Source organism: Beggiatoa leptomitoformis, assembly GCF_001305575.3.
GTDB classification, from domain to species: Bacteria; Pseudomonadota; Gammaproteobacteria; order Beggiatoales; family Beggiatoaceae; genus Beggiatoa; species Beggiatoa leptomitoformis.
Map to the genome: position 1 here is coordinate 1,925,489 of NZ_CP012373.2, position 13,207 is coordinate 1,938,695.

The window sequence follows — 13,207 nt, forward strand, 5'->3', positions numbered from 1 at the left end:
ATGGATAGTACCGCTTCAAGCTGTATTATCCATTGTTTATTTTTTTGTCCGTTTGTAAGAAATCTATTCTGTAAGGACGAATAAACCCGTCCTTTCTACCGAAACGTTGTTGCTCAAACAGTGTATTTTTTTAATTATTTTTCGGCGGAGGCGTAAATAGGTGAGCATATTAGGCGGTTGTTATTGTGGAGAAATTCGTTATCACATTGAGCAAACGACATTGACAGATGTCGCTATTTGTCATTGCTCTATTTGTCGGCGTGTCAGTGGTGGAACAAGTATTACGTGGGCGAGTGTTCCATTAACCGCGTTTCAATGGACACAAGGTGAACCTGCTATGTATCGCTCCGCGCCAGAATGTGAACGCTATTTTTGTTCTCATTGCGGTACGCAATTAAGTCTTTATACACGTCTTGCATCTGATACCTTGGATATTAGCGTAACTTCTTTAGATAATCCCTCACTATATGCACCCAATCGACATATTTGGGTTAATAATAAGCTGCCGTGGATCATACTGAATGATGGACTAGCACAAGAATCAGAAGAGATTTTATAATTTTTTCATTGACCAAAAATATAAAGTCAAGCCTTGTGCTTGTTTTAATTGATGTCAGGCTCTTTTTTTATTTTATTTTGTCTATACACTGCAATAAGATGACTTGCGTATTCTGCATTTAACATCGCTTGTGTGATTATTTTCGCTAAGATAAATGAAACAATATGCGTTATTCAAAAACCACGTAGGTATGAATAAATTTCTCTGCATTGAACATTTATAAGCAATACTTTATGCTTTTTGCATGAAGAACCTATTAATATTACTTCCCTTACAGTGCTGATTTTATGCTGACCGCTCATATACGTCCCTTATCTTTTTCCTTATCGTTCGCTACATTATGCCTTGCAGGTTGTACGGGTATTACAACCAATGATGTTGATCCTTATGAACCTATGAATCGTAAAATTTATGCATTTAACCAAGCGATTGATGATGCTGTTTTACGTCCAGTTGCGATGACTTATCGGGAAATTACACCAACGCCCTTAAATCAAGGCATTTCTAATGTATTTAGCAATATTGGTGATGTCGTTGTTGTGGTTAATGATGTATTGCAACTGAAAGTACCGCAGGCAGCCTCTGACACCATGCGGTTATTATTCAATTCAACCATTGGTATTTTTGGTATTTTAGATGTTGGCACAACGTTTGGTTTTCCTAAACATTATGAAGATTTTGGGCAAACATTGGGTTATTGGGGGATTGGCGATGGTTCATATATTGTTTTACCCTTTTTTGGTCCTAGTTCCACCCGTGACACAGTTGGCTGGGTGGGTGATTTAGCCTTAGACCCGCGCTGGTATGTTGGCAATGGTGATAAAACAAATGGCTTTATTGCAGTAACAAATGTTGTCAGTGCCGTTGATAAACGAGCAGACTTGATTGGTGTTGAAAAAGTGGTTGACCAAGGTGCATTAGACCAATACATCTACTTGCGTAATGCTTATTTACAAAGTCGCCGATTCTTGGTTTATGATGGTAACCCACCAAAACAAGAGTCTTCTGAGGAATTAGATGATTTGTTTAGTGATATAGAAGATAATAAAAACGAACCAAAAACTAGCACTCCGCCATCGAAGAAATAATTTTTCTCCTAGCGGCAACAAGTGTTTTTTAGCCTATAAAATTGCGGTTAATTCCCTCAATTAGAAAAATCACAAGAAGCCAGAACGCAATGGAAAACGCTGATCTACGATTATTTGAAAACCATCTGGATGAATTATTAGCCATTTGTGTGCAATTGGCAGAAGAAAATCGACAATTGCGTCAACAACAAGACCGTTTGCTAGAAGAACGGACAGTGTTATTGGAAAAAAACCAATTAGCGCGAAATCGTGTTGAGGCGATGATTGAACGCTTAAAAACTTTGGAAATAAATGTATGAGCAGTTATAGCGGCAAAACAATTCCTGTCAGCTTGCATATTTTAGATAAAGATTATGTTGTTGCCTGTCCTGAAGAGGAAAAAGAAACGTTAATTGCATCTGCTAATTACCTAAATAAAAAGGTGAAAGAAGTCCGTGATGGTGGCAAGGTCGTAAGTACGGAACGTATCGTTGTAGTAAGCGCACTCAATATTATTCATGAGTATTTTCGCTATAAGCAAGGGTATGAGACGGAGAATAACGGCTTAAAAAATCAGATAAACTCGCTACAAGAAAAAATTAATCTTGCCTTACATGAAATAAAGCGGTAGTCTTGAAATCAAGGCTTCTCTCAATCTGAGAAGCAAAGCAAAATGTAACGTTTTCGGCATCCCCTGCCCGTGTTGTGAGGGCTTTAAAAACTCTTGAACCTAACTTCACATCTTGGGAATAGAGAGTTAAATGATCTTGTTGTGCATGCCCATCTTGTCATGGGAAGCCTGAAAGGTCGCTCGACGTACCCACTTGAACCACCCGGTTCAGAGATGTCGCCGTAGCAAAATAGGTAGGTGGATGCTTTTCCTCTTGTTTATCCCTTCATCATTCTGCAGTTGACCGTTTAAATCAATCCTCTAATCTTCGTTTTATTAACGTATTAAAATACTAAAAAAAAGGGCGCAGTATCCGCACCCTAACAGTTCTTACAATATCGCTAATAATTCTACTTCAAAAATTAACGTTGCATTAGGTGGAATGACACCGCCCGCACCTCGCGCGCCATAGCCTAGTTGTGGTGGAATTGTTAATTTACGTGTTCCCCCAATTTTCATGCCTTGAACACCTTCATCCCATCCTGCAATAACTTGTCGCCCACCTAATATAAATTGAAATGCTTCGTTGCGTTGTTTGCTAGAATCAAACGGTTGACCATTGGTTAGCCAGCCTGAATAGTGGACAGAGACTTTTTTACCTGCAACCGCTTCCGCGCCTGTCCCAACGACAGTATCTTCATAAATTAAACCACTTGCTGTTGTTATTTCAGCCATGCTATGTATTCCTTGATTAAATTGATAAGTGTTTATAGAAACTTTCTACAACCCTGTTCATCATGCGCCCTTGCAGTAATGGGACATAAAACGCGTTAAAGAGTGAACAGGTATCCGCTGAATTTGTGCCAACAAAGGCAGGGGAACATGAGATAAGTGATAAGTACAGCATAAATGCGCCAGCATGTGCAACCATAAACGTGCGGTCATTTGTACATCGGCTAAAGCACGATGTGCGTGACCATCAGATGGTAACCCTATATATTTTATTAAATCTGTTAATTTATGGGTGGGCGCGTGTGGATAGCATCGTCGTGCTAACAACAAGGAACACAACATTTCTTGTCGTCGCTGTAAACCAATATGTGCTAACTCAATATCTAAAAACTTGCTATCAAAAACCGCATTATGTGCTACGAGTGGGGTATCACCGATGAATTCTGCTAATTCGTGCATTACTTGGTGAACAGGGGGGGCTGTACGAATCATTGTATTATTAATGCCTGTCAAGTTTTCAATAAAGGCTGGAATTGAAACACCTGCATTCATTAAACTTTGATAATGGTCAGTTATTTGACCATTTTTAATTCGTACAGCAGCCACTTCAGTGGGGCGCGCACCATGTTGTGGAGATAAACCCGTTGTCTCAAAATCAATAATAATGATGTGCATGATGCAACCATGTTTGTGTGTTTTATTATAGTGCAGTTTAAAAGTTTTTATGCACTTATTTAGTGCAAAAAATATTTGCCTATTTGCTGTGTTTAGACGATAAACAGTTATAATATAATGTTTTTAAATAAAAATAAAGCATGGCATAGTTATTGTATTTGTGTAAACACCTCAATTATAGGTAAACGGTATTCTGCGTTTATCGCACAAAATTATGGATTGTAAGCGGTATCTGGTTTTATCAAAAAAATCGCTTTTTTTACGTTACTATTCGTTGTTTTGCTGTTTCTGCTGTAACATATTGGCACATTTTCTTTGCAGGTTTTATCAAAAAAGATGCAAGAATTGTGAAAATGTAATTGCAATTGTGAAAATAGGCTCATGTGAGAGCATTTAATTTTTCTTTTATTTTATTTACCGTTAGGAGGAAATACCCATGAAGATGGTGACTGCCATTATCAAACCTTTCAAGCTTGACGATGTGCGCGAGTCTTTATCAGATATCGGTGTACAGGGCATTACTGTAACAGAAGTAAAAGGATTTGGACGGCAAAAAGGTCATACTGAATTATATCGCGGTGCAGAATATGTCGTTGATTTTCTACCTAAAGTAAAAATTGAAGCGGCTATTCAAGATGACTTGGTTGAGCAAGTTATTGATGCAATTACAAAAGCTGCAAATACAGGCAAAATTGGTGATGGTAAAATTTTTGTGTTTGATTTAGAACAAGCCATTCGAATTCGTACAGGCGAAACAGGAAGCGACGCGCTGTAACAAATATATCCCTTTATTTATTCTTGAATATCCGTAGGGAGTTTAATAATGCCTTTAGAAGTCGCGGGTGCGTCCACGTCTATTGAGATACGTTATGCACTGGATACTTTTTACCTGTTAATGACGGGGATTCTCGTTATGTTTATGGCAGCAGGCTTTGCGATGTTAGAAGCAGGGCTTGTCCGCGCTAAAAATACAGCCGAGATTTTAACTAAAAATATTACGTTATATGCCGTTGCCTGCATTATGTATATGTTGGTTGGTTATAACCTTATGTATCCAGGAGAAAATACCATTATTGCAGGTATTTTGCCTCATTTTACGTTTTTACTGGGTGGTGAACAAACCGCCGAAAGTATCTTAGCGGGAACAGCTAGTAAAGCGTATGCGTTGAAAGCAGATTTCTTTTTCCAAGTTGTTTTCGTGGCAACTTCTATGTCAGTCGTTTCAGGTGCGGTTGCTGAACGGATGAAATTGTGGGCATTTTTAGTATTTGCCGTTGTCATGACAGGCTTTATTTATCCCATTCAAGGTTATTGGAAATGGGGTGGCGGTTGGTTAGAAGCTATTCCTTTTTTAAGTAATGCCTCTTTTAAAGATTTTGCAGGGTCTGGGATTGTGCATCTGTGTGGTGCGACAGCGGCATTAGCAGGTGTACTGTTGTTAGGTGCACGTAAAGGTAAATACGGTGCTAATGGACAAGTTAATCCAATGCCTGGGGCAAACTTACCGCTTGCAACATTAGGCACAATGATTCTCTGGTTTGGTTGGTTTGGTTTTAATGGGGGTTCACAACTTAAACTCAGCACGATTGCCGATGCAAATACAGTTGCTGCCGTTATCGTTAATACAAATATGGCTGCTTGTGGCGGTTTGGTTGCTGCAATTTTAGTGGCGCGTATTTTGTTTGGTAAAGCTGATTTGAGTATGATTTTGAATGGTATTTTAGCGGGTTTAGTTGCTATTACCGCAGAACCCTCAACGCCTACAGCTTCTTTTGCTGTCATGATTGGTGCAGTGGGGGGGGTGTTGGTTGTCTTCTCAATTGTGACCTTAGACAAAATGCGGGTAGATGACCCTGTTGGTGCAATTTCTGTTCATGGTATTGCGGGAGTTTGGGGGTTATTAGCAGTCCCTATTACAAACACCAGTGCTAAATTCTCAGCACAATTTATTGGGGTTTTATCTATTTTTGGTTGGGTATTTGTTACCAGTTTGATTGTATGGTCTATCTTAAAATTCACCATTGGTATTCGTATGTCAGAAGAAGAAGAATACGAAGGTGCGGATATATCAGAATGTGGTTTAGAAGCCTACCCAGAGTTTATGCATAAGTAAGTCATTGTAGGAAAAAATATCTATTTCCTCTATTTATATTCAGTTGATGATTGACCAGTTTATCTTGACTTTAGTAAGGAGAGTTTTTTAATGAAAAAGACGTTATTACAACTATCAGGCATGTTCTTGTTTGTTTTACTTAGTCATGTCGCATTAGCAGATGACCCTCCCGTTGCCCCTGCTCCTACCACACCAGCAGTAACAACAGAGGCAACAGCAACTCCCGCACCAACACCAACAGAAACCGTTGCAACGCCAGTAGAAACAGCCGTTCCTGCACCTGCCCCTGTTGCTGAAGCCCCTAAAGTGGATAAAAGCGATATTGCATGGATAATGACATCCGCAGCCCTTGTTTTATTGATGACACCGGGACTTGCTTTATTTTATGGCGGTTTAGTGCGTACTAAAAACGCGCTGAATATGTTCATGAAAGTATTTGTTTCTATGGGTCTTATTTCTGTATTATGGGTTGTTATTGGTTATAGTATTGCCTTCCAACCGAATAATCCCTTCTTTGGTGGCATTGATTGGATGTTGTTAAAGAATGTGGGTTTAACACCGCATGATTTTTACGCGACAAGCATTCCACATCAATTATTTATGGTATTCCAAATGATGTTCGCCATTATTACCGTTGCGCTGATTGCTGGCGCGGTTGCTGAGCGGATGAAATTTGGCAGTTTTGTTATTTTTATGGGTATTTGGAGTTTGGTTGTTTATGCACCCTTAGCACACATGGTTTGGGGGCAAGGTGGATATTTATTTGATATGGGTGCATTAGACTTCGCGGGTGGCGCGGTTGTGCATATTTCTTCAGGTTTCTCGGGTTTAATGCTTGCCATTATCTTAGGTAAACGGAAAATTAACCATAATGACGATGTCCGTCCTCACAATTTACCCTTTACCTTAGTTGGCATGGGATTGTTGTGGTTTGGCTGGTTTGGTTTTAACGCAGGTTCTGCCGTTGCATCTAATGAGTTAGCCGTTAGTGCGTTTGTTGTCACTCAAATTGCTTGCGGTACAGCCGCCTTAACATGGTTGTTATTAGAGTCTTTAGTTTATGGGAAGCCAACGGCATTGGGTTTCGCATCGGGTGCAGTTGCTGGCTTGGTTGCTATTACACCTGCGGCTGGTTTTGTAAACGTTACGGGTGCATTAATTTTAGGCGTGACCGTTCCCATCGTGTGTTTAATCGCGATTCGTCTCAAGCACAAATTGGGCTATGATGACACCTTAGATGCCTTTGGTATTCATGGTGTTGGCGGTGTCTGGGGTGCTGTTTTAACAGGTGTATTAGCCGATCCTAGCATCAATCCTTTGGGTAAAGGGTTAATGTATGGCGGAGAAATGAGCGTATTAACCACGCAGTTTATCAGTGTTGGTATTGCCATTGGTATGGCATTGGTAGGTACGTTTATTATTGCCTTTATCATCAAATTAACCATTGGCTTGCGTGTAGATGATGAATCTGAGCAAAGTGGTTTAGATGTGAATTTACATGGCGAGATGGCATATTCTCGTACTTAATCGTTTCAAGTTAGTCCTGTAGTAACACAACCTGTCAGGTTCTTAAAACTGACAGGTTTTTTATTGCCCTTGCGTTTTATCAGCTTGTGCAAGGTTAGGTTTTTCAGCTTCTACTCGCATACTGATAATCAGTTGATTCGCTGTGCGTCCTGATTCGGTTTGTACTTCACGAAAAAGGGGAATATTTTGAAAAGTTTCTACGTAAAAGCGGGGGTCTATAGAAGTTGCTTCAATTGCAAACTTTAATGTGCCTGTTTGATAAAACCAATCAACTAATTTCACCTTTTGCGGTAATTTTTCGGCAACTTGTGTGAGTAACAGTAATTGTGTAGGTTGACTATTTAAGCTAAGCAAGCGTTCTAAGCGTTGTTTATCTGCAAGCGTTGCGGTTCGTGCGTCAAGAATGGGGGCTGATTGTCCCATTAAGGCATCAATATCCGTTTGAATAGAAATAGTTGCTTGTTGCCATTTCCAAATACTGATTCCTTGCCACATTGCCAGCGTCAACAGTAATGCACTGCCTAACAAAAACCATAGGCGTTCTTGTCGTAACAGCGCGCCTGAAAATAGTTGATGTGTTTTTGCCCATGTTTTGTCTAAAAAAGGGAATGTTTCCACAGCAGGGACGTGATCACTTAATGCGAGACCGTGTGCGCGTTGGAATCGTTGCCAATCCAACAATGTCGGCGATGTTTCCCACCAACGGCTTCCTACCAATAAACCCGCTTGCCAGATTTGTCCTTCTACCCCTTCTAAACAGGATAATAGACGTATTCCATCCATTTTTGGGCGCGGGTATAACACTGTTTCGGGTAGCGAGTGGATTTGTTTAATCGCATTATCCACTAAGGCTTGTTGGTGGCGGGCTTGTTCCCATACCCAAACTTGCACATGCGCACCTTGCCATGCAATATATTGTTGATATTGATTAAATGGACTCCACTGACGAATTTTATGTGTGAGTACGGCATCCCAACGATGAGATGGAACTTCTTGTAAATCAAATAAACGATAATGGCATAGACTGCGTCCCATCACCCATTCACGCCGTCCGTTACTGGTGAGGGTTGGTGTAATAACATTATGATGGGTTTGCTGGTAGCGTTGTGGCAAAAAGAGGCGTTTCAACATACTTGGGAGTAGCTTGACTATAGGAGGCAAAAGGGGGTAATTCTACGGCATAAAGTACCTGCCAAGGCATGTTTTTTTCGATAAAGGGGTTCATCCATAAATGAATTTGGCGTAATCGTTGGCTTTGTGCGTGCCACAGGGTAAGGCGTAAGTAAGGGCTGGCGAAATATATCATATCTTCCTCTTCCATAAATAATGGAATACCTGTCAATGTGGTAACCAAGTTTAAAGAGGATAAAGGCTTGTCTTCTCTAGCCGCTAAAATTCGTGCAACTGCTTCGGTGTTTAAACCGTAAACAGCTTGTAGAACAAGTGGGGGGGCATTATTAATGTTGGGCAAGCCATTTTGTGAAGTAGAGGTGTTTTGTTCCCATACACCTGATTCCCATAAGTAATTGAGGTCTTTCCAGCCTAAAATTTGTTTCACTTGTGAGGGGGTTTGTAAACGATGATTTGGCGGTGGGGGTAAATGTTGTTCTGCATACTGATAACTTTCTGCACCATTTAAGCGATGTAAATCATCTAAGTCTGTAAAGTCTTTTAACTTGTCTAATAAGGGATTTCGTAATTCTGCCTCAATCCCCAGTAGGCCTAAAAACCGATATAAAATCGTGTCTGATATCCAATTGACATTAATGAGTCCCGCTTCATCTTGTAAAGCAAAGCGTGCTGAACCAAGCCCTTGATAAACACAGTCATTTAGGGTTATTTCTGTATGCGTAACTTCGCTAAAAGTAAAATCATCTTCAATACTGACATCGGCTTTTGCTTTCGTTTCGGTAACAACGGGTTTTAAGGGGGGAACTGTTAAACCCGCCATGTTATATGTTCTTGTATTTAACAAATATAGCAATGTCGATTGTGTGCTTTGCATATCGACTTCACCTTGAATATTTGCCTGCATATTTTGCGCAAGATTCACCGCTTGTTCAGTCCATACCGCAAAAGCACTGGCGGCAAGGGTCGCAATTGCAATAATCCATAGGGTTAGAACAAGAATAAATCCTTGTTGTTTGTGCGGTAATAGACGGTAGGTTTTCATGTTGGTGATTTAACGCATTGCTTGCCATGCTGCACCTAATAGAACAACTTGCTGATTTAAAATAATATAAATAGGAATTTGTTCGTTAATGACACGGTAACGTCCTTTTTCATAAAAAGCATTTAAAAAATAAGGTTTTTGTAGTTCTGCTAAAATTTTGGGTGCAATACCGCCGCCTAAATAAACCCCGCCATAACTTAGACATTTTAACGCCATATTGCCTGCTTCTGCGCCGTAAAGGCTGGTAAAAATTTCTAGGGTTTTATTGCATAATGTACTGCTGTTTGTCAGGGCGAAGTGTGAGATTAACGCGCTAGGGTCAGTTGCTTGTTGTAATTGTTGACTAATAATAGGTGATTCTTGAGCGTAGCCTTGATTTTTTAGAAAATCATAAATCACTTGCAGACCTGCACCTGAAAGGAGGCGTTCATAACTGACATGATTAAATCGTTGTTGTAAAAAACGTAACAGTTCAATTTCTAAGTCATTGCGTGGTGCAAAATCAACATGTCCGCCTTCGCTAGCAATGACATGGTGTCGTGTACCATCCCAATATAAAAAGGCTTCTCCTAGTCCTGTTCCTGCGGCAATTAAGGCAATATTACCTTGGCGTTTCACCAGAGATGGGGTTAGGGAATAGTATTCGTCGGCAGATAAATATTGAATGCCATAAGCCATTGCTTCTAAATCATTTAGTAACTTTATTTGTTGGCAGTTTGTTTGCGTTTGTAATTGGGAAATATTGACACTCCAAGGCAAGTTTAGGGTTTGGCAGTGACCATTGATAACAGGACCTGCGATTCCTAAACAAAGTGCAGTTAGGTTTGGTTGTGTCCGTTGTAAAAAGTCATCTAAAAGGCTGTAAAAATCATTATATGCCTGTCCCACATAACTGGCTTGGTATTGACAAGACATTGTATTTTCATCATATAAAGCCAGTAGCGTTTTGGTTGCACCAATATCCCCTGCAAGAATCATGATAGTTGTCCACAGTGAGGACAGTGAGGATTTTTGATGAGTTTTACATAACAGGATTCCGCGCTCATCGCGTCAAATAGCAGCATTTGTCCTATTAATGGTTCGCCAATATTCATGAGTAATTTCATTGCTTCTAGTGCTTGCATACTGCCCAATATACCCAAGAGGGGAGCAATAACGCCTGTTTGACTACAGGTTTCTATCGGTTCTATTTCATGGTTGAATAAACAGCGGTAACAAGGGCTATTTTTATCGGTGTGAAAAACAGCAATTTGTCCTTCTAAACGGATAGCCGCACCTGATACAAGTGGTTTATGGGCGTTGACACAAGCGGCGTTAATGGCAAAACGGGTGGTTAGATTGTCTGTACAATCAAGAACGACATCCATTTGTTGCACTATTTCTAGTAACGCATGTTCTGTCAGTTGGTGGGCGATGGATGTAATTTGAATGAGCGGGTTTAGGGCTTGTAATTTAGTCTTAGCCGATTCTACTTTTAAACGTCCAATATCTGCGGTGTTGTGAATAATTTGACGTTGTAAATTAGAGAGTTCAACAGTATCAAAATCACATATATATAATTGCCCAATGCCTGCAGCGGCTAAATACATGGCAGCGGGTGAGCCTAATCCCCCCATGCCAATAATTAACACCTTACTTTGTTGTAGTCGTTCTTGTCCTGTAATGCCTACTTGTGGCAGAAGAATTTGACGGCTATAACGGAGTAGTTGGTTATCATCCATTGCGTTTAACCTTGAGCTATTTTACGTGGGATTTTAATATTGACTAAAATCGCCTTGTTTTCTGCAAGAGCGTAGTGGCGAATTTGTTGATTATACAGCGGTAGAAATGCAATCAGCCGACAATATCCATGCGCACAAGCAATGAACTCGCCACTACCACAATAATTAATATTAATATGATTGAAGATAACACGAAATAGCAGCGGTTGTGTGTTCACAAAATACTTGATAAAGCCACTTTATGATTGAGTATAGGTGTTACTCATCTTCATAAAAACGGTAAAACTTAAGTTCCTACTATAATGAAAGATGTGCATCATTCAACGCCAAGTCCTCATAAAGACTACAGTTTATCCAGTTTGCACCGTCATGTAACATACAAACGTTATACTGTTTGCCACTGCGCCCTTGTACTTCATAATAACAAAGGCTTGTGCCTAGTTGGTCTTCTGTGATAGCTGTGCGGGCTGTAATGGTTGCTTGTAGTTCTGCTTCTGGTAAGGTAATTCTATCAAGCAATAGTAAGTTTTTCTGTACCTCATAAGCATTGCTACGACATTCCTGAGCATGTTGCTGAGCAATTTCACTATAGGGTTTTGCCTCTATAGTTGATATGTGGAAGGATATGTATCCTAGTGACAGAACAAGAATGCTTACTTTACTTAGTATTGAATAATAACGCATTAGTACATCTCCACTATAATCTGGTCGGGATTGAGAGGTAAACACACAATAAATTAATTATTTATGTAGTATGTTTTCAAAATAATAACTTAGAAGTTATTACTTTGTTTTATAAGTGAATAAATTGTTAATTATTGCATGGTATCAGGATTACTTTAGGTAGCACTTAGTGGTTGTACTAAATTTAAGATTATGAGTGTCTGTTACAACAATATCATTGATTACTTTATAGTTTTTAAAATATTCATCATTAATCTTTAGGTGTTAGGCTGTTTTTTAGTCATTTCTGCTTAATCTTAAAGGTGCATCATTAGATAACAGATATAACCTCTCTTTAAAATTTCCCTGTAAATAAAGAAAGTATAAAACTTCAAGTAAATTATGCTTTTATTTGCATACGATGGGGGAAATTTTTTGATGGCACTCTCTAAAAATGTCTAAAAAAATCTCCAGCCCATACAAGTTTAATCCTCTCTGCGCAATGACTGAATAAGCATATCTACGCATTCATCCCTCTCCATAGATGTTTTTATGCAATGCATTATTTAAACTTTTACTTTAATGAGTTAAGTTTTTTTCATCTAGGGTGTCATATTATCGTATTAAAAAATAATATATGATTTATATCATGTTATTATGAGCAGAAATAATTTTAATCCGATTCTGTTCTTACCCCATCGCATGTCTTTCTAAACAGTCGCAACTCACCTCAAACCTGCGTATAATTTCCTTTTCAAGATTATGGGAGTGATTATAAATGGCAATTGAACATACTTTATCTATTATTAAACCAGATGGTGTTGCAAAGAATATTATTGGAGAAGTCTATTCTCGCTTTGAAAAAGCAGGTTTACGGATTGTTGCAGCAAAAATGTTGCATTTGACCCGTGAACAAGCAGAAGGTTTTTATGCAGTACATAAAGAAAGACCCTTTTTTAAAGATTTAGTTGATTTCATGATTTCTGGTCCTGTAATGGTACAAGTTCTCGAAGGGGAAAATGCCATTCAACAAAATCGTGATTTAATGGGTGCTACCGACCCGAAAAAGGCAACACCAGGCACAATTCGTGCTGATTTTGCCGAAACAGTCGATGAAAATGTTGCCCACGGTTCCGATAGTGCTGACAATGCAAAAATTGAAATCGCTTATTTTTTTACGGATACCGAAATTTATAAACAACGCGCTCGCTAAGTAATACTCCCGTAGATTCTACTCCCAATAACGCTATGCTAGTAAACAGCATAAGATAGGAAATTTTCTCGGGTAAAAACAAACGGGTATAACCAGTATCCCCTGTTTATACTCGTTTTATTTGTTTTTTATTTACGTGATATGTATCTGCAAT

General features: G+C 39.3%; 16 protein-coding genes and 1 other RNA gene. 9 read left to right on the plus strand and 8 right to left on the minus strand.

What is annotated here, in order from left to right; all coding sequences use genetic code 11:
- The first annotated feature begins 160 nt into the window (after window positions 1-160).
- From AL038_RS08055 to ssrS, 5 genes are all read left to right on the plus strand, one after another.
- Entirely contained in the window at window positions 161-559 is a 399-nt protein-coding gene (locus tag AL038_RS08055) for a GFA family protein (protein WP_062151537.1), read from the plus strand.
- Window positions 560-846: 287 nt separating this feature from the next.
- Entirely contained in the window at window positions 847-1,647 is an 801-nt protein-coding gene (locus AL038_RS08060) for an MlaA family lipoprotein (protein WP_062151539.1), read from the plus strand.
- An 89-nt stretch (window positions 1,648-1,736) separates the two neighbouring features.
- Window positions 1,737-1,946 (plus strand): TIGR02449 family protein, encoded by a 210-nt coding sequence (locus AL038_RS08065; RefSeq protein ID WP_062151542.1) that lies wholly within the window; start codon window positions 1,737-1,739, stop codon window positions 1,944-1,946.
- Window positions 1,943-2,257 (plus strand): cell division protein ZapA, encoded by a 315-nt coding sequence (locus AL038_RS08070; RefSeq protein ID WP_062151545.1) that lies wholly within the window; start codon window positions 1,943-1,945, stop codon window positions 2,255-2,257. Before AL038_RS08065 ends, AL038_RS08070 begins: the two co-directional genes overlap by 4 nt.
- 61 nt (window positions 2,258-2,318) lie before the next feature.
- A non-coding RNA gene (ssrS, locus tag AL038_RS08075) (6S RNA) lies at window positions 2,319-2,497 on the plus strand.
- Between the two features lie 129 nt (window positions 2,498-2,626).
- Here ssrS and AL038_RS08080 read toward each other — a convergent pair.
- Both AL038_RS08080 and AL038_RS08085 read right to left on the minus strand, forming a co-directional pair.
- Window positions 2,627-2,971, minus strand: coding sequence for an FKBP-type peptidyl-prolyl cis-trans isomerase (locus tag AL038_RS08080; protein WP_062151548.1), 345 nt, complete (start codon window positions 2,969-2,971; stop codon window positions 2,627-2,629).
- Window positions 2,972-3,031: 60 nt separating this feature from the next.
- Window positions 3,032-3,643: a 3'-5' exonuclease gene (locus AL038_RS08085; RefSeq protein ID WP_062151551.1), complete on the minus strand. Its 612-nt coding sequence runs from the start codon at window positions 3,641-3,643 to the stop codon at window positions 3,032-3,034.
- Between the two features lie 436 nt (window positions 3,644-4,079).
- On the opposite strand from AL038_RS08085, the gene glnK reads away from it, so the two are divergent.
- From glnK to AL038_RS08100, 3 genes are all read left to right on the plus strand, one after another.
- The gene (gene glnK, locus AL038_RS08090; protein WP_002690718.1) at window positions 4,080-4,418 is read left to right on the plus strand and encodes a P-II family nitrogen regulator; all 339 of its coding nucleotides are present in this window, start codon (window positions 4,080-4,082) and stop codon (window positions 4,416-4,418) included.
- Between the two features lie 48 nt (window positions 4,419-4,466).
- Window positions 4,467-5,756 (plus strand): ammonium transporter, encoded by a 1,290-nt coding sequence (locus AL038_RS08095; protein WP_101539215.1) that lies wholly within the window; start codon window positions 4,467-4,469, stop codon window positions 5,754-5,756.
- Window positions 5,757-5,846: 90 nt separating this feature from the next.
- Window positions 5,847-7,283, plus strand: coding sequence for an ammonium transporter (locus AL038_RS08100; RefSeq protein WP_062151553.1), 1,437 nt, complete (start codon window positions 5,847-5,849; stop codon window positions 7,281-7,283).
- A 60-nt stretch (window positions 7,284-7,343) separates the two neighbouring features.
- Here AL038_RS08100 and AL038_RS08105 read toward each other — a convergent pair whose 3' ends face one another.
- The 6 genes from AL038_RS08105 to AL038_RS08130 form a co-directional block, all read right to left on the minus strand.
- Window positions 7,344-8,414: a hypothetical protein gene (locus AL038_RS08105; protein ID WP_062151556.1), complete on the minus strand. Its 1,071-nt coding sequence runs from the start codon at window positions 8,412-8,414 to the stop codon at window positions 7,344-7,346.
- Window positions 8,365-9,456, minus strand: coding sequence for a type II secretion system minor pseudopilin (locus AL038_RS08110; RefSeq protein ID WP_062151558.1), 1,092 nt, complete (start codon window positions 9,454-9,456; stop codon window positions 8,365-8,367). Before AL038_RS08110 ends, AL038_RS08105 begins: the two co-directional genes overlap by 50 nt.
- 9 nt (window positions 9,457-9,465) lie before the next feature.
- Window positions 9,466-10,434, minus strand: a complete 969-nt coding sequence (glk, locus tag AL038_RS08115) for a glucokinase (protein ID WP_062151561.1) — start codon at window positions 10,432-10,434, stop codon at window positions 9,466-9,468.
- Window positions 10,431-11,177, minus strand: a complete 747-nt coding sequence (locus tag AL038_RS08120; RefSeq protein ID WP_062151564.1) for a HesA/MoeB/ThiF family protein — start codon at window positions 11,175-11,177, stop codon at window positions 10,431-10,433. The genes glk and AL038_RS08120 overlap by 4 nt, the downstream gene beginning before the upstream one ends.
- A gap of 5 nt (window positions 11,178-11,182) precedes the next feature.
- Entirely contained in the window at window positions 11,183-11,395 is a 213-nt protein-coding gene (locus AL038_RS08125) for a hypothetical protein (RefSeq protein WP_145917074.1), read from the minus strand.
- A gap of 79 nt (window positions 11,396-11,474) precedes the next feature.
- Window positions 11,475-11,861 (minus strand): hypothetical protein, encoded by a 387-nt coding sequence (locus tag AL038_RS08130; protein ID WP_062151567.1) that lies wholly within the window; start codon window positions 11,859-11,861, stop codon window positions 11,475-11,477.
- A 757-nt stretch (window positions 11,862-12,618) separates the two neighbouring features.
- Between AL038_RS08130 and ndk the strand changes: the two genes are divergently transcribed.
- Window positions 12,619-13,053 carry a nucleoside-diphosphate kinase gene (ndk, locus tag AL038_RS08135; protein ID WP_062151570.1) on the plus strand — a complete coding sequence of 145 codons (435 nt, stop codon included), beginning with the start codon at window positions 12,619-12,621 and terminating at the stop codon, window positions 13,051-13,053.
- Window positions 13,054-13,207 lie beyond the last annotated feature (154 nt).

Coding starts and splice junctions, on each gene's coding strand:
- AL038_RS08060 (WP_062151539.1), top strand. CDS start 847: ATGCTGACCGCTCATATACGTCCCTTATCTTTTTCCTTATCGTTCGCT.
- AL038_RS08065 (WP_062151542.1), top strand. CDS start 1,737: ATGGAAAACGCTGATCTACGATTATTTGAAAACCATCTGGATGAATTA.
- AL038_RS08070 (WP_062151545.1), top strand. CDS start 1,943: ATGAGCAGTTATAGCGGCAAAACAATTCCTGTCAGCTTGCATATTTTA.
- AL038_RS08080 (WP_062151548.1), bottom strand. CDS start 2,971: ATGGCTGAAATAACAACAGCAAGTGGTTTAATTTATGAAGATACTGTC.
- AL038_RS08085 (WP_062151551.1), bottom strand. CDS start 3,643: ATGCACATCATTATTATTGATTTTGAGACAACGGGTTTATCTCCACAA.
- glnK (WP_002690718.1), top strand. CDS start 4,080: ATGAAGATGGTGACTGCCATTATCAAACCTTTCAAGCTTGACGATGTG.
- AL038_RS08095 (WP_101539215.1), top strand. CDS start 4,467: ATGCCTTTAGAAGTCGCGGGTGCGTCCACGTCTATTGAGATACGTTAT.
- AL038_RS08100 (WP_062151553.1), top strand. CDS start 5,847: ATGAAAAAGACGTTATTACAACTATCAGGCATGTTCTTGTTTGTTTTA.
- AL038_RS08105 (WP_062151556.1), bottom strand. CDS start 8,414: ATGTTGAAACGCCTCTTTTTGCCACAACGCTACCAGCAAACCCATCAT.
- AL038_RS08110 (WP_062151558.1), bottom strand. CDS start 9,456: ATGAAAACCTACCGTCTATTACCGCACAAACAACAAGGATTTATTCTT.
- glk (WP_062151561.1), bottom strand. CDS start 10,434: ATGATTCTTGCAGGGGATATTGGTGCAACCAAAACGCTACTGGCTTTA.
- AL038_RS08120 (WP_062151564.1), bottom strand. CDS start 11,177: ATGGATGATAACCAACTACTCCGTTATAGCCGTCAAATTCTTCTGCCA.
- AL038_RS08130 (WP_062151567.1), bottom strand. CDS start 11,861: ATGCGTTATTATTCAATACTAAGTAAAGTAAGCATTCTTGTTCTGTCA.
- ndk (WP_062151570.1), top strand. CDS start 12,619: ATGGCAATTGAACATACTTTATCTATTATTAAACCAGATGGTGTTGCA.